Source organism: Tianweitania populi, from assembly GCF_014652875.1.
Taxonomy (GTDB): domain Bacteria; phylum Pseudomonadota; class Alphaproteobacteria; order Rhizobiales; family Rhizobiaceae; genus Tianweitania; species Tianweitania populi.
Genome location: NZ_BMZQ01000001.1, coordinates 1,551,300 through 1,568,263 on the forward strand (window position 1 = coordinate 1,551,300; position 16,964 = coordinate 1,568,263).

23 protein-coding genes are annotated in these 16,964 nt (G+C 62.0%); 18 read left to right on the forward strand and 5 right to left on the reverse strand.

Annotated elements, in window-relative coordinates; genetic code table 11:
• Window positions 1–129 precede the first annotated feature (129 nt).
• From lgt to IE166_RS07610, 8 genes are all read left to right on the forward strand, one after another.
• The gene (gene lgt / locus IE166_RS07575; protein ID WP_189502836.1) at window positions 130–966 is read left to right on the forward strand and encodes a prolipoprotein diacylglyceryl transferase; all 837 of its coding nucleotides are present in this window, start codon (window positions 130–132) and stop codon (window positions 964–966) included.
• The gene (locus IE166_RS07580; protein WP_189502837.1) at window positions 963–2,045 is read left to right on the forward strand and encodes a class I SAM-dependent methyltransferase; all 1,083 of its coding nucleotides are present in this window, start codon (window positions 963–965) and stop codon (window positions 2,043–2,045) included. Before lgt ends, IE166_RS07580 begins: the two co-directional genes overlap by 4 nt.
• Window positions 2,046–2,156: 111 nt before the next feature.
• Window positions 2,157–2,951 (forward strand): peptidoglycan editing factor PgeF, encoded by a 795-nt coding sequence (gene pgeF / locus IE166_RS07585; RefSeq protein WP_189503291.1) that lies wholly within the window; start codon window positions 2,157–2,159, stop codon window positions 2,949–2,951.
• On the forward strand, window positions 2,951–4,105 hold the full coding sequence (locus IE166_RS07590) for a M24 family metallopeptidase (RefSeq protein ID WP_189502838.1): 1,155 nt from the start codon (window positions 2,951–2,953) through the stop codon (window positions 4,103–4,105). Before pgeF ends, IE166_RS07590 begins: the two co-directional genes overlap by 1 nt.
• 101 nt (window positions 4,106–4,206) lie before the next feature.
• Window positions 4,207–5,034, forward strand: coding sequence for a hypothetical protein (locus tag IE166_RS07595; protein WP_189502839.1), 828 nt, complete (start codon window positions 4,207–4,209; stop codon window positions 5,032–5,034).
• Window positions 5,035–5,172: 138 nt separating this feature from the next.
• Window positions 5,173–6,105, forward strand: coding sequence for a ribose-phosphate pyrophosphokinase (locus tag IE166_RS07600; protein ID WP_189502840.1), 933 nt, complete (start codon window positions 5,173–5,175; stop codon window positions 6,103–6,105).
• 18 nt (window positions 6,106–6,123) lie between these two features.
• Window positions 6,124–6,492 carry a glyoxalase superfamily protein gene (locus IE166_RS07605; protein ID WP_189502841.1) on the forward strand — a complete coding sequence of 123 codons (369 nt, stop codon included), beginning with the start codon at window positions 6,124–6,126 and terminating at the stop codon, window positions 6,490–6,492.
• A gap of 90 nt (window positions 6,493–6,582) precedes the next feature.
• Window positions 6,583–7,797 (forward strand): MFS transporter, encoded by a 1,215-nt coding sequence (locus tag IE166_RS07610; RefSeq protein ID WP_189502842.1) that lies wholly within the window; start codon window positions 6,583–6,585, stop codon window positions 7,795–7,797.
• Here IE166_RS07610 and IE166_RS07615 read toward each other — a convergent pair.
• Together IE166_RS07615 and IE166_RS07620 are read right to left on the reverse strand one after the other, a co-directional pair.
• Window positions 7,792–8,079, reverse strand: coding sequence for a type II toxin-antitoxin system RelE/ParE family toxin (locus IE166_RS07615; protein WP_189502843.1), 288 nt, complete (start codon window positions 8,077–8,079; stop codon window positions 7,792–7,794). The genes IE166_RS07610 and IE166_RS07615 overlap by 6 nt on opposite strands.
• Window positions 8,079–8,324 carry a type II toxin-antitoxin system ParD family antitoxin gene (locus IE166_RS07620; protein WP_189502844.1) on the reverse strand — a complete coding sequence of 82 codons (246 nt, stop codon included), beginning with the start codon at window positions 8,322–8,324 and terminating at the stop codon, window positions 8,079–8,081. The genes IE166_RS07615 and IE166_RS07620 overlap by 1 nt, the downstream gene beginning before the upstream one ends.
• A gap of 141 nt (window positions 8,325–8,465) precedes the next feature.
• Here IE166_RS07620 and IE166_RS07625 point away from each other — a divergent pair, with 141 nt between their 5' ends.
• The 9 genes from IE166_RS07625 to IE166_RS07665 all read left to right on the forward strand — a co-directional run bounded on the left by IE166_RS07625 (window position 8,466) and on the right by IE166_RS07665 (window position 14,920).
• Window positions 8,466–8,885, forward strand: coding sequence for a YciI family protein (locus tag IE166_RS07625; protein ID WP_189502845.1), 420 nt, complete (start codon window positions 8,466–8,468; stop codon window positions 8,883–8,885).
• Window positions 8,882–10,156: an RNA polymerase sigma factor gene (locus IE166_RS07630; protein ID WP_189502846.1), complete on the forward strand. Its 1,275-nt coding sequence runs from the start codon at window positions 8,882–8,884 to the stop codon at window positions 10,154–10,156. The genes IE166_RS07625 and IE166_RS07630 overlap by 4 nt, the downstream gene beginning before the upstream one ends.
• A 78-nt stretch (window positions 10,157–10,234) precedes the next feature.
• Window positions 10,235–10,705, forward strand: a complete 471-nt coding sequence (locus IE166_RS07635) for an SRPBCC family protein (protein WP_189502847.1) — start codon at window positions 10,235–10,237, stop codon at window positions 10,703–10,705.
• A 16-nt stretch (window positions 10,706–10,721) separates the two neighbouring features.
• The gene (locus tag IE166_RS07640) at window positions 10,722–11,129 is read left to right on the forward strand and encodes a VOC family protein (RefSeq protein ID WP_189502848.1); all 408 of its coding nucleotides are present in this window, start codon (window positions 10,722–10,724) and stop codon (window positions 11,127–11,129) included.
• A gap of 168 nt (window positions 11,130–11,297) precedes the next feature.
• On the forward strand, window positions 11,298–12,002 hold the full coding sequence (locus IE166_RS07645; protein WP_189502849.1) for a 50S ribosomal protein L25/general stress protein Ctc: 705 nt from the start codon (window positions 11,298–11,300) through the stop codon (window positions 12,000–12,002).
• Between the two features lie 33 nt (window positions 12,003–12,035).
• Window positions 12,036–12,776 (forward strand): aminoacyl-tRNA hydrolase, encoded by a 741-nt coding sequence (gene pth / locus IE166_RS07650; RefSeq protein ID WP_189502850.1) that lies wholly within the window; start codon window positions 12,036–12,038, stop codon window positions 12,774–12,776.
• A gap of 93 nt (window positions 12,777–12,869) precedes the next feature.
• On the forward strand, window positions 12,870–13,973 hold the full coding sequence (gene ychF / locus IE166_RS07655) for a redox-regulated ATPase YchF (protein ID WP_189502851.1): 1,104 nt from the start codon (window positions 12,870–12,872) through the stop codon (window positions 13,971–13,973).
• A 21-nt stretch (window positions 13,974–13,994) separates the two neighbouring features.
• The gene (locus tag IE166_RS07660) at window positions 13,995–14,462 is read left to right on the forward strand and encodes a MaoC family dehydratase (RefSeq protein ID WP_189502852.1); all 468 of its coding nucleotides are present in this window, start codon (window positions 13,995–13,997) and stop codon (window positions 14,460–14,462) included.
• The gene (locus tag IE166_RS07665; protein WP_189502853.1) at window positions 14,459–14,920 is read left to right on the forward strand and encodes a MaoC/PaaZ C-terminal domain-containing protein; all 462 of its coding nucleotides are present in this window, start codon (window positions 14,459–14,461) and stop codon (window positions 14,918–14,920) included. Before IE166_RS07660 ends, IE166_RS07665 begins: the two co-directional genes overlap by 4 nt.
• 17 nt (window positions 14,921–14,937) lie before the next feature.
• Here the strand turns inward: IE166_RS07665 and IE166_RS07670 are convergent, their stop codons facing one another.
• The 3 genes from IE166_RS07670 to IE166_RS07680 all read right to left on the reverse strand — a co-directional run bounded on the left by IE166_RS07670 (window position 14,938) and on the right by IE166_RS07680 (window position 15,838).
• Window positions 14,938–15,243 (reverse strand): type II toxin-antitoxin system RelE/ParE family toxin, encoded by a 306-nt coding sequence (locus IE166_RS07670; RefSeq protein ID WP_189502854.1) that lies wholly within the window; start codon window positions 15,241–15,243, stop codon window positions 14,938–14,940.
• Window positions 15,240–15,509, reverse strand: coding sequence for a CopG family ribbon-helix-helix protein (locus IE166_RS07675; RefSeq protein WP_189502855.1), 270 nt, complete (start codon window positions 15,507–15,509; stop codon window positions 15,240–15,242). Before IE166_RS07675 ends, IE166_RS07670 begins: the two co-directional genes overlap by 4 nt.
• Window positions 15,510–15,580: 71 nt before the next feature.
• Window positions 15,581–15,838, reverse strand: coding sequence for a hypothetical protein (locus IE166_RS07680; protein ID WP_189502856.1), 258 nt, complete (start codon window positions 15,836–15,838; stop codon window positions 15,581–15,583).
• 165 nt (window positions 15,839–16,003) lie between these two features.
• Here IE166_RS07680 and hemF point away from each other — a divergent pair, with 165 nt between their 5' ends.
• The gene (gene hemF, locus IE166_RS07685) at window positions 16,004–16,918 is read left to right on the forward strand and encodes an oxygen-dependent coproporphyrinogen oxidase (protein WP_189502857.1); all 915 of its coding nucleotides are present in this window, start codon (window positions 16,004–16,006) and stop codon (window positions 16,916–16,918) included.
• Window positions 16,919–16,964: the final 46 nt, after the last annotated feature.

The following is a 16,964-nucleotide window of genomic DNA, read 5'->3' on the forward strand; positions in this document are numbered from 1 at the left end:
GGATCTCCAGTGTTGGTTTCGAAGTAGGACCCGCTCCGGCTGATTGCAAGACTAATGCGGGGGTGCTGCGCTTGACCGCATGCCGGGGCCTCTGCATGGTCGCCCGCGAATCTGCGGAAACTCCTTGCGATGCCCATTAGCCTTTCGGCGCTTGCCTTCCCCAACATCGATCCTGTGGCGATCAATCTTGGGCCTGTGCCCATCCATTGGTACGGCATCGGCTATGTCGTCAGCATCCTGTTGGGATGGTGGGTTTCCAAGCGTCTTGTGAGCCAGCCGAGCCTTTGGCGCAACGACACGCCTCCCTTGAAAGGCGAAGACCTCGACGACTTCCTGATGTGGGCAGCCCTGGGCATCGTGCTGGGCGGACGGCTCGGCTACATCCTGTTCTACGACCTGCCCATTTATCTCGCCGACCCCTCGCAGATCGTGGCGGTATGGCGCGGGGGCATGTCGTTTCATGGCGGGTTGCTCGGGGTCGTGCTGGCGATCATCGTCTTCACGCGCAAGCGCAACATTCCGCTGTTTGGGCTGATCGACACGATGGCGGCCGTAGCGCCGATCGGCATCGGCATCGTTCGCATCGCCAACTTCATCAACCAGGAACTCTGGGGCAAGCCGACCGACGTGCCTTGGGCCGTGATCTTCCCGGCTGCCGGCCCTGAACCGCGACACCCCAGCCAGCTTTATGAAGCAGCACTCGAAGGGCTTGTGCTGTTCCTCGTGCTGTGGGTGCTTATCCATGTGTTCCGCAAGCTGAAGTCGCCCGGCTTCATCGGCGGCGCGTTTATTACCGGCTACGGCATCAGCCGCATCATCGTGGAATTCTACCGCGTTCCTGACGCCCAACTCGGCTACCAGGTTGGGACGGACTGGATCACGCGCGGCATGATCCTGTCCCTGCCGATGGTGTTGATTGGCGTAATCGCGATGATCTGGGCAAGCCGGGTTTCCCGCCGGGCATGAGCGGGCTGACGAAGCGTCTGCGGGCGCTGATCGCCACGAACGGGCCGATTTCGGTGTCCGACTACATGGCGATCTGTTTGTTCGATCCGGAACACGGTTACTACACGACGCGCGAACCGTTTGGGCAGGCCGGGGACTTCACGACCGCGCCTGAGATCAGCCAGATGTTCGGCGAGCTGATCGGCGCCTGGGTGCTGGCAACGTGGCAGGCGCTTGGCGCGCCTTCACCCGTGACGCTGGCTGAGATCGGGCCAGGACGCGGCACGCTGATGAAGGACATGCTGCGCACGCTGCGCCGCCTTCAGCCGGCGTTTTGCGAGCAAGCGACAATTGCGTTGGTGGAAACAAGCCCACGGTTGCGCGCAGTGCAGCGCGAGACGCTTTCGGCCTTCGACTTGCCGCTCCGCTGGCATGACGACGTTGCAGAACTGCCGAAGCAGCCTTTGATCCTGATCGGCAATGAGCTGTTCGACGCCGTGCCGATCCGGCAATTCGTGAAGGTTGAAGGCGCGTGGCGCGAGCGGCTGCTTGCGCTGGGTGAGGATGACGATCTAAGCTTCGTTGCCGGACCGGGCATGCCGGATGCGGCACTGTTGCCGGACGATGCCATGCAGGCACCGGACGGTTCGATTGCGGAACTCGCACCCGCCCGCAGCGCCATCATGGCCGCGATCGCCGCGCATCTTGCGGTTCATGGCGGTGCCGGTCTGTTCCTCGACTATGGCTACCTCAAGCCAGCAGTCGGCGACACGCTGCAGGCGCTGCGCAAGCATGCCTTCGCGGATGTGCTGGCGGAACCGGGGGAAGCGGATCTCACCGCGCATGTGGATTTTGCCGCGCTGGCCGCTGTTGCTGAAACAGCCGGGCTGAAGGCGCATCTGACCACGCAGGGCGACTTCCTCCTGGCGGTCGGCCTACTTCAGCGCGCGGGCCAGCTGGGTGCCGCGCTGGATGAAACGGGACAGCAGGCGATCCGCGATGCGGTGGAGCGGCTGGCAGGACCAGACCAGATGGGCGAGCTGTTCAAGGTGCTGGCCATCACCCCGCCCAGACTTGCGCCGGCCGGCTTCGGGCGCTAGGGGCTCCTCCCCAATTGACTTGACGCTTTCCCTGCCGCACGATTCAGCAGCCCTGCTTCACCCCGGACAAAGCCGGCCACCCCTTTCAATCAGCCCAGCGAACCTCTCATGATGCCAGTTCAAACCCGGCCTGAGCCGATCCGGTCTGCCTTGCTCGATGAAACGGCGGGCAGCGCGATCCGTCACGGCTTCTTCACGCGTGTCGGCGGCGTGTCGAAAGGGATCTACGAGGGTCTGAACATCGGCCTTGGCTCGGACGACGATCAGGACGCCGTGCGCGAAAACCGCCGCCGCCTCGCCGCCTGGTTCAACCGCGAGGAGGACGCGCTGGTCAGTCCGCACCAGATCCATTCACCCGAGGCGATCATCGTCGACGGTCCGTTTGATGGCGCGCGCCCAAAGGCCGACGCCGTGGTAACCGCGACGCCCGGCGTGTTGATCGCCATCGCCACGGCCGATTGCGGGCCGATTCTTTATGCCGACGCGCAAGCCGGCGTGATCGGTGCCGCCCATGCCGGCTGGAAGGGCGCGCTGACCGGCGTGCTGGAAGACACGATCGTCAAAATGGAATCGCTAGGCGCAAGCCGCGAGCGGATCACTGCCGTGCTTGGGCCGTCGATCAGCGCAGCCAATTACGAGGTTGGGCCCGAACTCGTGGCGCGCTTCGTGGATGCAGATCCGGAAAATGTCCGCTATTTCGGCGCTTCGCCGAATCCCGGCCATGCGCTGTTTGATCTGAACACCTATACGGTCGACCGCCTTCGCCGCACCGGCGTGCAGGCCGAGGCGCTATACCGCTGCACCTATGCCGAGGAAGAGCTGTTCTTCTCGTACCGGCGCACAACACATCGCGGCGAGCCTGATTATGGCCGCCAGATATCCGCAATCATGCTGGAGCAACGTTGATGGCCCTTCATTTCGAAAAGAGCGAATACGATGCGCGGCGCGACCGGCTCATCGCCGAGATGGGCACCGCCAAGATCGATGCGCTGCTGATCTTTGCGCAGGAAAGCATGTATTGGCTGACCGGCTTCGACACGTTCGGCTACTGCTTCTTCCAGTGCCTGGTGCTGAAATCCGACGGCTCGATGGTGCTTTTGACGCGCTCCGCCGATCTGCGGCAGGCGCGCCACACGTCCACCATCGACAACATCACGCTCTGGACCGACCGCGCCGGCTCCGACCCGACGCTCGATCTGCGTAACCTCCTCAACGATCTCGATTTACTCGGCGCGCAGATCGGCGTGGAATATGACACGCACGGCCTGACCGGCTTCAACGGTCGCCGCCTGGACGAGCAGTTGCAGACCTTCGGCAAGATCCTGGATGCCTCCGCGATCATTCCGCGCTTGCGGCAGGTGAAGAGCCCGGCCGAGATCAAGAAGGCCGAACGTGCCGCCGAACTCAGCGACGATGCGCTCGATGCTGCCCTGCCCCTCATCAAGTCCGGCGCCGATGAAGGCGCGATCCTGGCAGCGATGCAGGGTGCGATCTTCACCGGCGGCGGCGATTATCCCGCCAACGAGTTCATCATCGGCTCCGGCGCCGACGCGCTTCTGTGCCGCTACAAGGCGGGGCGCCGCACGCTGTCGACGCAGGACCAGCTGACGCTGGAATGGGCCGGCGTTTTCCACCACTATCATGCGCCGATGATGCGCACGGTTCTGGTCGGCGAGGCGACCGCCCGTCATCAGGAGTTGTTCGAAGCGGCCGAAGACGCGTTGCTGGCCGTGGAAGAAGCGATGATCCCCGGCAACACGTTTGGCGACGTGTTCGACGCCCACTCCAAGGTCATGGAAGCGCATGAGTTGACCCGCCATCGCTTGAACGCCTGCGGTTATTCGGTTGGCGCGCGCTTCAGCCCGTCCTGGATGGACATGCCGATGTTCTACCAGGCCAACCCCGAGCCGATCGTGCCGGACATGACGCTGTTCGCGCATATGATCATCATGGATTCCGACACCAACACAGCCATGACGCTCGGACGCACCTATCTAACGACCGACGCGGCACCCCGCTCGCTGTCGCGCCACGGGCTTGACCTCATCATCAGGAGCTAAGAGCGGCTTAACCATCTTCGGCACCGACCCCGCCGCTCTTCCATCAGGAAGTGTTTAGGTAAGGACTCCGACCCTATCCTCTTCGCGACGGAAGGGGACCCATGGTCAACAGCCGAAACATAGCCGCACTGGTTCTGGCCCTCACGACGATGGCCGGCTGCAGCATGTCGGATCATCCGATCCCGCCGCTGGATGTCGGGTCGAGCGGGTCAGTGCTCAGCATGAACGAGTCCGACAGCGGCTCTGATTATGACCGTGCCGATGCAGCGCCACTACGCGAGTCGGCCTATCCCCGCGATGACGGCTCCGTATCACGCGTGCGCGTGCCGCCGGCCTATGTTGGCGGCGGCGGCTCATCCCGCAGCGATGATGACGGCCGCAACGTCGCCTATGCCGGCCAAAGCGACCAATCCTATGACGAGCGCCATCGTGGCGGTGCGCGCACGCTGGAAGCCCAGGCAGCAAGGCTCGACCCACCGCGCTCAGCCGTGCGCGAACCCTTGACACCCATGCGCGAAGCCGAGCCGGTTGAACGCGAGCCTGAAGTCGCCGCCCTGCCCTCCGGCCCCGCCCGCATCGCCTTGGCCGAAGTCAGCGGCGTCGGCGTCGATGCCGCGCAGCCCCTTGCCGTCCGCTTCGGTGCGCAGGCCAAGGCACACGGTCTCGCCTTCACCGCCGCCTCGGACAAAACGGCGACGCATGTCATGAAGGGCTACTTCACGGTCGGCGAGCAAAACGGTCGTACGATGGTGAATTATGTCTGGGACATCAGCGATCGATCCGGCAAGCGCCTGCATCGCATCCAGGGCAGCGAGCCCGGCGGCGGCGCAGGTTCGGGTTGGGAAAGCGTGAAGCCGGCTGCCATGCAGGCGATTGCCGATCGCTCGATCGAAGAAACGGCGCGCTTTATTGAGGCTCAAAACGGCTGATCTTGCCTCCCGCACAACGCTTTTTTGGGATTAACTTTCGATATGCGTCACAGCACGGGTTGCAATGCGCGGTCTGACCGGTAAAAGCCCCGTCATCCAACTCCGGCAAGCGCTCGGTTGTAAGATCAAGGACTGGCGATGAAGCTTTTTGCGGGCAACTCCAACAGGATCCTTGCCGAAGCGGTCGCCCGCTATCTCAATGTTCCACTCGGCAAAGCCAGCGTTCGCCGTTTCGCGGACCAGGAAATCTTCGTCGAGATTCAGGAAAACGTGCGCGGCGAGGACGTCTTCGTTCTTCAGTCGACGTCCTATCCGACCAACGACCACCTGATGGAACTGCTGATCATGATCGACGCGTTCCGTCGCTCATCGGCGCGCCGCATCACGGCAGTGATTCCCTATTTCGGCTATGCCCGGCAAGACCGTCGCGCTTCGGGCCGCACGCCGATCTCGGCCAAGCTTGTCGCCAATCTCATCACGCAGGCCGGTGCCGACCGCGTTCTAACCATGGATCTCCATGCCGGCCAGATCCAAGGCTTCTTCGATATCCCGACCGACAACCTATTTGCGGTTCCGGTCATGTCGCGCGACGTCAAACAAACCTATGCCTCGTCCAAGCTCACCATCGTGTCGCCGGATGTCGGCGGCGTGGTGCGCGCTCGTGCGCTGGCCAAGCGCGTCGATGCCTCGCTCGCCATCGTCGACAAGCGCCGCGAGCGCCCGGGTGAGTCGGAAGTCATGAACATCATCGGCGATGTCGAAGGCGCTGATTGCCTGCTTTACGACGACATCGTCGATTCGGGCGGCACGCTCTGCAACGCGGCCGACGCGCTACTCGCCAACGGCGCCAACAGCGTCACCGCCTATATCACCCATGGCGTTCTATCCGGCGGTGCTGCCGATCGGATCGCACAGTCGAAGCTGAAGGAACTGGTGATCACCGATTCCATCCAGCCGACATCGAGCGTCGAAGCCGCCCACAATATCCGCGTGCTCACCATCGCCGACCTGATCGGCGAAGCCATCTCGCGCACGGCAACGGAAGAAAGCGTGTCGAGCCTGTTCGACTAGGAAAAAAGCGAGGCCGGAATGTCCCTTGGGCGCACTATGCCGATCCTGCGGATGTTCGACATTGCCAAAGCCCGCGAGTTTTATGTCGACTTTCTCGGTTTTGAAGTTGCCTGGGAACATCGCTTTGCCCCCGATCTACCGCTCTACATGGCGGTTCAGCGCGACAGTGTTGAGCTTCATCTGAGCGAACATCACGGTGATGCGACGCCGGGTTCGGCTGTTCGTATTGCGGTCACCGAGATCGAAGCGCTCCATGCCGACTTGCTTTCGAAGAATTACGGCTTCATGCGCCCCGGTCTGGAAACGCAGCCTTGGGGACTTCGCGAAGTCGCGGTGACCGATCCATTCGGCAATCGCCTGATCTTCTTCGAGCCTGCGAGCGTCTGACTGGACCAACGATTAAACTGCCGCCTGAGCTTGGTCGCATCAGCCAAGCCAGCTAAAGCGGGGTTGTCGTAACGTTCAGGGTCACCCCGCATGAGCCAGTCGCAAACGATCAGCTTGGCGGAGACCGCCCAGACCACGACCTTCAGCATCATCCTGGCGGTCAGCTTCTGTCATTTCCTGAACGACCTGATGCAGACCCTGCTGGCGTCGATCTATCCGCTGTTGAAGCGCGATTACGGTCTCGACTTTTGGCAGATCGGCTTGCTGACCATGGCGTTCCAAGTCACGGCGTCGTTGTTGCAGCCGGTGATCGGCCTTTACACCGACAAGCGCCCGCTGCCCTATTCGCTGCCTGTGGGCATGGCATCGACGCTGGTCGGCCTGTTCATCCTGGCCTATGCCGGCAGCTACCTGTTCCTGCTGCTCGGCGCCTGCATGATCGGTTTGGGCTCGGCGATCTTCCACCCGGAATCCTCGCGCGTGGCACGCATGGCATCAGGTGGACGCTATGGCCTGGCGCAATCCGTATTCCAGGTCGGCGGCAATTTCGGCTCGGCAGTCGGACCGCTGCTTGCGGCCTTTATCGTCGTGCCACGCGGGCAAGGCAGCGTTGCCTGGTTCTCCGCAGCGGCTTTCATCGGCATGATCGTGCTATGGCAGGTGAGCAGTTGGTATAGCGGCGTGCATCGCGCTTCCGCGGGGCGCGCTGCTCCCAACTTCACCCTGCCCTTTCCGCGCGGCCGCACGCAATCAGCACTGGTGGTTCTGGCGCTGCTCGTTTTTACCAAGAACATCTACAATGCCAGCTTCGCCAGCTATTACACCTTCTATGTCATCGAGCGCTTTCAGGTGTCCGTGCAGGATGCGCAGCTGATGCTGTTCGTGTTCTTGGGAGCGGCAGCCGTTGGCACCGTGATCGGCGGTCCGATGGGCGACCGCTACGGCTCGAAAGCCGTGATCTGGTTCTCCATCCTAGGCGTCCTGCCTTTCACGCTGGCGCTACCTTATGTCGGGTTCGAAGCAACGATCGTCTTGTCGGCTATCATCGGCCTGGTCCTGTCCTCGGCCTTCCCCGCCATCGTCGTCTTTGCGCAGGAACTGGTGCCCGGTCGCGTCGGCATGATCGCCGGCATTTTCTTCGGCTTCGCCTTCGGCATGGGCGGCATCGCGGCAGCCGTGCTCGGCACGATCGCCGATGCAAAGGGCATCACCTTCGTCTACCAGATCTGCTCCTACCTGCCGCTGCTCGGTCTCCTGACCGTGTTTCTGCCGGACATGAAGGAGGCTCATGCCCGGGCTTCATAGGCGGGTGCCGACATCCATGCGCTGATGCAGGATGCGGACGATGACGATCCAGTCGTCCATCTGCCGGAAGTAGAGCATATGCGACCCAACCGCATATTTCATGTAGCCCGGCCTGACGTCCACCGGCCGACCCACCTTCAGACCAGAACAGAGCGCTTCACAAGCATCCCTGATGTCGTCCGTGTAGCGATCCGCCTGATCAGCACTCCAGTGCTCTGCCGTGTAGTCCCAGATAGCCGCGATGTCCGAGATGGCTGCGGGAGAAAGCTTGAAGCCCCGCATCACGTCCGGATCGCTGTCCTCTTGCGAGCCTTGAAGGCATCGAAGTCGAAGCTCTGCGGCTCACCCGACTCTTCGCCCTCAATTAGTGCAGCTTGGAGCGCGCGCCGCTTTTCCTCGTGTTCTTCCAGAAGGCGGAGCCCGGCACGGATAACATCGCTTGCCGAACCATATCGGCCCGCCTCGACCTGCTGGTCTATAAACCCCACAAAATGATCGCCAAGCGAAATGGATGTGTTTCGAGCCATTGGGATCTCCAATCTGGCAAGATGATATACCAATTCTTGGTACTCGTCATTAACGACTGACTTGCCACATTAAGAAAAAGCTACCCGCTCTGTCGGCATCGGACTTAGGCTGGCGTCCTTGTCGCGAGAGGACGCTGTGCAATGCTTTACGCCATTCTTTGCTACGCCCAGGAAGATGTCGTCGGCACGTGGAGCCAGGCGGAGGACGATGCCTGCATGGCACGTTTGGCCGTCATTCAGGAGCGGCTTGCGAGCGAGGGGCGGCTGGGTCCCGTGGCGCGGCTCTTACCGACGACGGCGGCCACGACCCTGCGCAAGGGCGGAGCCGAGCCGCTGATCATGGACGGGCCGTTTGCCGAAACCAAGGAGCAGTTGCTGGGCTTCTACCTCGTGGACTGCGACGCGTTGGAGGATGCTCATGATGTCGCCCGCGAGCTGACCGAAGCCAATCCGGTGCCCGGCTGCTACGAGATTCGGCCGGTCGGCATCTTCCATGCCGGTGTCGCGGTCGACCCTAAGGCGGTCGCCGATATGGCGGGGGCCAGGAGCCAGCCGGGATGAACGATCTCGCCTGGATCGACGCGACCTTTGCGTCCGCGCGGCCAAAAGCGATGGCCGCACTGCTGCGCTATTTCCGCGATCTGGATACAGCCGAGGAAGCCTTTCAGGATGCCTGTCTGCGCGCGTTGAGGATGTGGCCGGACAAGGGTCCGCCGCGCGATCCCGCGGCCTGGCTGATTCTTGTTGGGCGCAACGCTGCGCTCGACCGCACGCGCCGCCTGAAGCGCGAAACGGTTCTCCCGCCTGAGGATCAGCTTTCCGAACTTGGCGATGCCGAAAGCGAGATGACGGAACGGCTCGACCAGGCGGATTACCGCGACGACATTCTGAGACTGCTTTTCACCTGCTGCCATCCCGAACTTCCGGCAACCCAACAGATCGCGTTGGCCTTGCGCATTGTCTCCGGCCTGTCGGTGAAGCAGATCGCGCGCGCCTTTCTGGTCAATGAAAAGGCGATGGAACAGCGCATCACCCGCGCCAAGGCAAGGATCGCGGCGGCAGGCATTCCATTCGACACGCCGGGTCCAGTGGAGCGCGCCGAGCGGCTCGGACTGGTGCTGGCGATGATCTATCTCGTGTTCAATGAGGGCTATTCGGCCAGCGGCGAGGAAATCGAACCGCGCCAGCCCCTTTGCAACGAGGCGATCCGGCTGGGGCGGCTGTTGTTGCGGATGTTCCCCGCCGAGCCGGAGGTCATGGGGCTGGCAGCGTTGATGTTGCTGCAGCATGCCCGCAGTTCCGCGCGCTTCGATGCGGGCGGCGACATTATCCTGCTGGAGGATCAGGATCGCGCGCGCTGGAACAGGCCGATGATCGCGGAAGGACTGGCGCTCGTCGACAAGGCTTTGCGCCATCGCAGACCCGGCGCCTACCAGCTTCAGGCCGCAATCGCAGCGCTGCATGCGCGCGCCACCAGCGCCGACGAAACGGACTGGCGGCAGATCGATGTGCTTTATGCCATGCTCGAGCAGATCACGCCTTCACCTGTAGTCACGCTCAACCGCGCCGTTGCTGTCTCGAAGGCGTATGGCGCCGAAACCGCCCTGACACTGGTGGAGCCGCTTGGGACGTCCCTCGACGGCTACTTCAACTTCCATGGCGTGCGCGGGGCGTTTCTGATGCAGTTGGGTCGGAATTCAGCCGCCCGCGACGCCTTTAATCGTGCGATTGCCCTGGCGCGATCGGGGGCGGAAGCCGCGCATATCCGCGGGCATCTCGACCGGCTGGAAAGCGAGGCTGTCCGGCAAGTCGAGACTGTGCCGTCACCCTGAGACCGCATTTTTCCATCCAGCTGTCGGCTCACGCCGCACTGGATCGTCTTCAACCCGGATGCTGCAACGGAGTTCATCATGGCCGAAACAGAAGACGACCGCACGCTCACCCTTGTCCGCACGCTCGATGCGCTGCGCGACAAGATCTACCGTTGTTGGACAGAAGGGCCGCTGCTCCTGCAATGCTTCACGCCCGCGCCTTGGAAAACGATCGAAGCCGATGTGGATGTGCGCCCCGGCGGCTCCAGCCGGATCGTGATGCAGAGCCCGGAAGGCGAAACCTACCCCAATCCTGGCATCTATCTGGATGTCGTACCCAACGAGCGCCTCGTTTTCACCGACGCTTTCACCTCGACTTGGGAGCCGTCTGCAAAGCCTTTCATCGTCGCCGACATCCAGCTGGAAGATGCAGGCGACGGGCGGACGAACTACACCGCGATCGTCCGGCATTGGACCGTTGAAGATCGCGAACGACATAAAAAGATGGGCTTCCATGACGGCTGGAACAAAGCGGCCGACCAGCTGGAAACCGTGGCCAAGACGCTTTGATCAACAGGAGAACAGAATGAGCAATTTCGAACCCCGGCCTGATTATGCCGGCGTCACCGCCTATGTCACCGTCACCAATGCGCGCGAAGCCGCCCGGTTCTACGAGCAAGCGCTCGGCTCCACCATCGCGGATCAGCGCGCAACCGACGACGGTCGCCTGATGCATTGCGAAGCGCGCATCAATGGCGGGCCGTTCATGTTCAACGATCCTTTCCCTGAACACGGCATGGACGTCATGCCGATGGCTGGATCCATGACCCTGATCGTAGCGGATGCGCAGGCTTGGTGGGACCGGGCGATCGGCGCCGGCATGACAAGCGTGGTGGATCTGCATGACGCCTTCTGGGGCGACAAATATGGGTTGATGAAAGACCCGTTCGGCGTGAATTGGGCAATCGTCGGCCCGCAGCCGTCAACGTCCTAAAAGACTACTACGGCTTGCAAGAAAGTGCCTTCTGGCCTATAGGGCGCTCACCCGCGTAGACACCCTTGGAGGCACCGCGGGGCGCAAGCGGCTGAGTTGATCGGCTGCTTTCGACGTTTCCACAGCCCTGATGGTTTCGGAAACGCTCCACAACATGAAGGAAAAGCCATGAGCCACGAGACTTACGAGCTCAAGGCCGAGGCGCGCGAAAAGGTCGGTAAGGGGTCCGCCCGCGAGATTCGCCGCAACGGCAAAGTACCAGCAGTCATTTACGGCGAGAAGCAGCCTCCCCTGGCGATTGCTCTCTCCTACAAGGACATCTTCTACAAGATTCACGGCGGCGGCTTTAAGACCACCGTTGCGATCATCGATGTCAACGGCCAGAAGATCCGCGTCCTGCCGAAGGACTACCAGCTGGATCCGGTCAAGGACTTCCCGATGCATGTCGACTTCCTGCGCGTCGGCGAGCATTCGCTTGTGACGGTGAACGTGCCTGTTCACTTCCTCAACGAAGACGCTTCGCCCGGCATCAAGCGCGGCGGCGTGCTGAACATCGTTCGCCACGACATCGAGTTGCAGGTTCCTGCAGACCAGATCCCGGACGCGATCGAGATCGACCTCAAGGGCCTGAAGATCGGCGACATCATCCACATTTCCTCGGTCAAGCTGCCGAAGAATGTCGAGCTGACGATCACCGACCGCGACTTCACGGTTGCAACCATCGCTGCTCCTGCCGTGCTGACCGAGGCTGAAGAAGCCGGCGTCACCGAAGAGGAACTGGTGGAAGCCAAGGAAGCTGAGGCAGAAGCCGAAGCCGAAGCCGAAGGCGATGAAACCGCTGCCGAAGGCGAAGAAGGCGCAGCGAAGGAGTAATCCTTCGCTCAAGCCCGCGACGGGAACACAGCCATGCGTATTTTTGCAGGCCTTGGAAATCCCGGCGCGCAATATCAGGACAACCGACACAATGTCGGCTTCATGGCGGCGGACGCAATTGCCCGCCGCCATTCCTTTGCGCCCTGGACAAAGAAGTTCCACGCCCTGATCTGCGAAGGCACGATCGGGGGTGAGAAGGTGCTGCTGATGAAGCCGCAGACCTTCATGAACAATTCCGGGCAGTCTGTCGGGGAAGCCGCGCGCTTCTACAAGATCGAACCCGGCGACATCAGCATCCTCTATGACGAGCTCGACCTCGCCCCGGCCAAGATCCGCGTGAAGATCGGCGGCGGCAATGGCGGCCATAACGGCATCCGTTCAGCCGACGCACATCTTCCAAGCAAGGATTACCGCCGTGTGCGCATCGGCATCGGCCATCCCGGTGCCAAGGAGCTTGTGCACAACTGGGTGCTCGGCAACTTTGCCAAGGCCGATCAGACCTGGCTCGATCCCCTGCTTGAGGCCATCGCCGACAATGCCGACCTCCTCGCCAAGGGCGACGACAACGGCTTCATGAACAAGGTGGCGCTGGCGACACCATGCGGCGCGCGCGAGCCAAAGCCCTATGCCAAGGGCGAGCCCCAGGCAAAGCCCGCAACGCCGCCTAAGGGCCAAAGCCACATCCGCCAGGCACGCCCAGCCCAGCCGCAGATCAAGGTACCGGAAAGCGGCCCGATGGCTGCGATGCTGAAGAAGCTGCTGGGACGGGAATAGCGCTCACAGCCGCTTTGCGCATCGGGGTTGACCGTAACCCGCTTCGTCGCCCATAGCCCTGCTAACCTTCTTTTTAGACCAGGACCATTTCTCATGGGTTTCAAATGCGGCATCGTCGGGCTGCCCAATGTCGGCAAGTCGACGCTCTTCAACGCCCTGACGCGCACGGCCGCCGCGCAGGCTGCGAATTATCCTTTCTGCACGATCGAGCCGAACACTGGCGAAGTCGCCGTTCCCGATCCGCGCTTGAAGGCGCTGGCTGCCGCCGGCAAGTCCAAGGAGATCATTCCGACCCGCATCTCCTTCGTGGACATCGCCGGCCTGGTGCGCGGCGCGTCCAAGGGCGAAGGCCTCGGCAACCAGTTCCTCGCCAATATCCGCGAAGTGGACGCCATCGTGCATGTGCTGCGCTGCTTCGAAGATGACGACATCACCCATGTCGAGGGCCGCATCGATCCGGTCGCGGATGCCGAGACGGTGGAAACTGAGCTGATGCTGTCGGATCTCGAAAGTCTCGAGCGCCGCATCGTGCAGTTCCGCAAGCGCGCCTCCAGCAAGGACAAGGAAGCGCTCACTGTTCTTCCCGTCATGGAAGATGCGCTTAAGCTCCTGACCGACGGCAAGCCGGTACGCATGATGCTGAAGGGCATCGCGGTGGAGGATCTTAAGATCCTCGAAGGCCTGAACCTCCTGACCTCCAAGCCTGTGCTTTACGTCTGCAATGTCGCGGAAGCCGAGGCTGCGACGGGCAATGCGCACACCAAGGCTGTAGACGCGATGGCTGAAGCGCAGGGCGCCAAGGCCGTGGTCATTTCGGCGGCGATTGAAGCCGAGGTGTCGCAGCTTCCTGACGAGGAAGCCAAGGAATATCTCGACGCGATGAACCTCGAAGAGCCCGGACTCGACCGCCTGATCCGCGCCGGCTACGACCTTCTCAGCCTGATCACCTACTTCACGGTAGGCCCGAAGGAAACACGCGCCTGGACCGTTCATAAGGGCTCGAAGGCGCCGCAGGCCGCAGGCGTGATCCATACGGATTTCGAACGTGGCTTCATCCGCGCGCAAACCATCGCCTATAATGATTATGTCACGCTTGGCGGCGAAGTAGCGGCCAAGGAAGCCGGCAAGGCGCGAGACGAAGGCAAGGAATATGTCGTGCAGGACGGCGACGTGCTGCTGTTCCGCTTCAACACCTGAGCCGCAGACACGGGGGATGGCATGACCGACAAACGCTGGGCCTTCGAAGACTTCGTCCAGGACGCCACTATCCCCCTCGGCAGCAAACAGGTCGACGCGTCTGAGATCGTCGAATTCGCCGAGCAGTTCGACATGCAGCCGATACATCTGAACGAGGAAGCCGGCAAAGCCAGCATCCTCGGCGGTTTGTCGGCGTCGGGCTGGCACACCGTGTCCATGTTCATGCGGCTGATCTGCGATCACTTCCTGCTCGATTCGACCTCGCAGGGCGCACCGGGAGTAGAATATCTGAAGTGGAAGAAGCCGGTGCTCGCCGGCGACACGATCCGCGGCGAAGCCACCATCCTCGCCACGCGCCGTTCTGCTTCGCGTCCGCAGCTTGGCTTCGTGACCTTCCGCAACAGCCTCTACAACCAGCGTGGCGAGCTCGTTCTGGAGTTCTCGAACACCGGCATGTTCCTGCTGCGCAATCCGGAGCTGGCGGCATGACGCTCGACGACTATTTCGCCATCGGCATTCCGCAGGATCTCGGCAGCCATGTCTTCACGGCAGAGGAGATCGTGGCCTTCGCCAGGAAGTATGATCCGCAGCCTTTCCACCTCAGCGAGGAAGGCGCGAAGGGAACGGTCTTCGGCGCTCTTTGCGCGTCCGGCTGGCACACGACATCGATGTGGATGCGCCACAATCTGCTGCAGATTGAGCCGGTGGAATGGACGGGCGATGGTCCCAAGCCCGAATTCGGCCCCTCGCCCGGCTTCCAGAACCTGCGCTGGCTCAAGCCCGCTTACGCCGGCGACACGATCCGCTTCTCGCGCACCACCACCGGCCATCGTGCACTGGCCTCAAGGCCCGGCTGGCGTTTGCTGTCGGGTCAGGGCGAGGCGTTCAACGGCGCAGGCGAGACAATCATGAGCATGGATACGGCCGTGCTGGTGAAGGTCGCCTGAGATCTGCGAAAGCGGGACTACTGCGGCCAGTTGCCTGACGGCCAATTGCGCGCCGTGTGGATGACGCGAAGGATGACGATCTTTTCCTCGCCCTCAGCCGCGTCCACTGCATAGGCGATGACATAGGGCAGCCGCTTAACGGATTTCTCATATGTGCCGACGACGCGACCTGGACGTCCCGTCGCAATCATGCCTAGACGGTTACCCGCGGCTTCGATGGCTTCGATCATTCTTTCGGCAGCGTTGGGATCATCCGCTGCGACATAGCGCAGGATCTCTAGCGCATCATCAAGAGCGGTACGCGACCAGACGACCGGCCTCATTCGCCGCCATCGCGCCCTTGCTTGGCTTTACCGAGAAGCTGGCGCATCTCGGTCACCGCCTGCTCGTGAGAAACAACGCGGCCAGCTTTGGCATCTTCCAAAGCGCGAGTGACACCTTCGATGATTTTAAGCTCGCGATCGACATAGGCCGCGATCGCTTCACCGGCAAGAAACGACTTGCTGCGCCTTGTATGCACAGCGATACGATCCAGCTTTTCCTTCGTTTCCGCAGGAACTCTGATCGTCATTGTCTCGCTGGAAGGCATCGTCCTAAATCCCTGTGTTAGGATGTACACAGACTAACACAGCACGCTTGAGGATGTAAGCACTCGTCGTCTCAATCCGCCGTCGGCAACCGCCTTATCGTAAATTCGATCTCATCGCCCGGCCGCTCGAACCAGCTTTCAATTTCCGTCCAATAGGCCTGCTTTGGCCAGCGGTCGAACCATTCACGAGCCTTAGCGCGGGCGTCGGTGCGTGGCAGGCGGAAGGTTTCGCGCAGGAAGCCGTCGCGGGCGCGCGTGGCACTCGTCTCACGTTCTTGTGCGAGACGATGCTTAAGGCCGTCGAGCGGCGGGCGGACCGGCGGGCGCATGCGGAACTCCGTCATTCCACGGGGACAGGCCACAAGAAATTAGCCTGCAGAGATTAAGGACCTCATCATCGCTTGACGAGTCATTTGTCGCACGCGCGCAGGCAATGCTTGCCGGGTGGGACTCGGCGGGGTAGGTCATGCCACTCCCATCATTCGCAGGACCCCATGAACCGCGACAGCATTCCCGCCGGTTTGCCGGACGATATCGAGGACAAGAAAGCCACGGCCCGCGCCTGGTTCGAGCAGCTGCGCGATCGCATCTGCGCTGGCCTTGAAGCACTGGAAGACGAAGTTTCCGGGCCGCATGCCTCCTGGTCGCCGGGGCGCTTCGAGCAAACGCCGTGGCAGCGTGACGGAGGTGCCGGCGGCGGTGGCGTCATGTCGATGATGAATGGCCGCGTGTTCGAAAAGGTCGGCGTGCATACATCCACCGTACAGGGCGAGTTCTCGCCCGAATTTCGTAAGCAGATGCCCGGCGCCGACGAGGATCCGCGCTTCTGGGCAAGCGGCATTTCGCTGATCTGCCACCCCTGGAACCCCAACGTGCCGGCCGTTCACATGAACACGCGCATGGTGGTGACCTCGCGCCAATGGTTCGGCGGCGGCGCGGACCTTACGCCGGTGCTGGAACGTCGACGCACACAGGAAGACCCGGATTCGCAGGCCTTCCACCGCGCCATGCAGTTTGCCTGCGACAAGCATGCGGCCGTCGCCGAATATCCGCGCCTGAAGGCGTGGTGCGAGGAGTACTTCTATCTGCCCCACCGCAAGGAGCCGCGCGGCATCGGCGGCATCTTCTTCGATTACCTGCACTCCGAAGGCGAGAACGGCGGCTGGGATGCGGACTTTCGCTTCGCCCAGGATGTCGGCCGCTCCTTCCTGATCGTTTACCAGCACATCGTGCGCAAGAACTTCAACGAGAACTGGACCGAAGCGGATCGCGAAGAACAGCTGATCCGCCGCGGCCGCTATGTCGAGTTCAACCTGCTTTACGATCGGGGCACGATCTTCGGCCTGAAGACCGGCGGCAACATCGACGCGATCCTGTCCAGCATGCCGCCGGAAGTGAAGTGGCCCTGACGCGTCTTGAACTCAATGGCATTGCCCTCATTTAACATCGACCCAT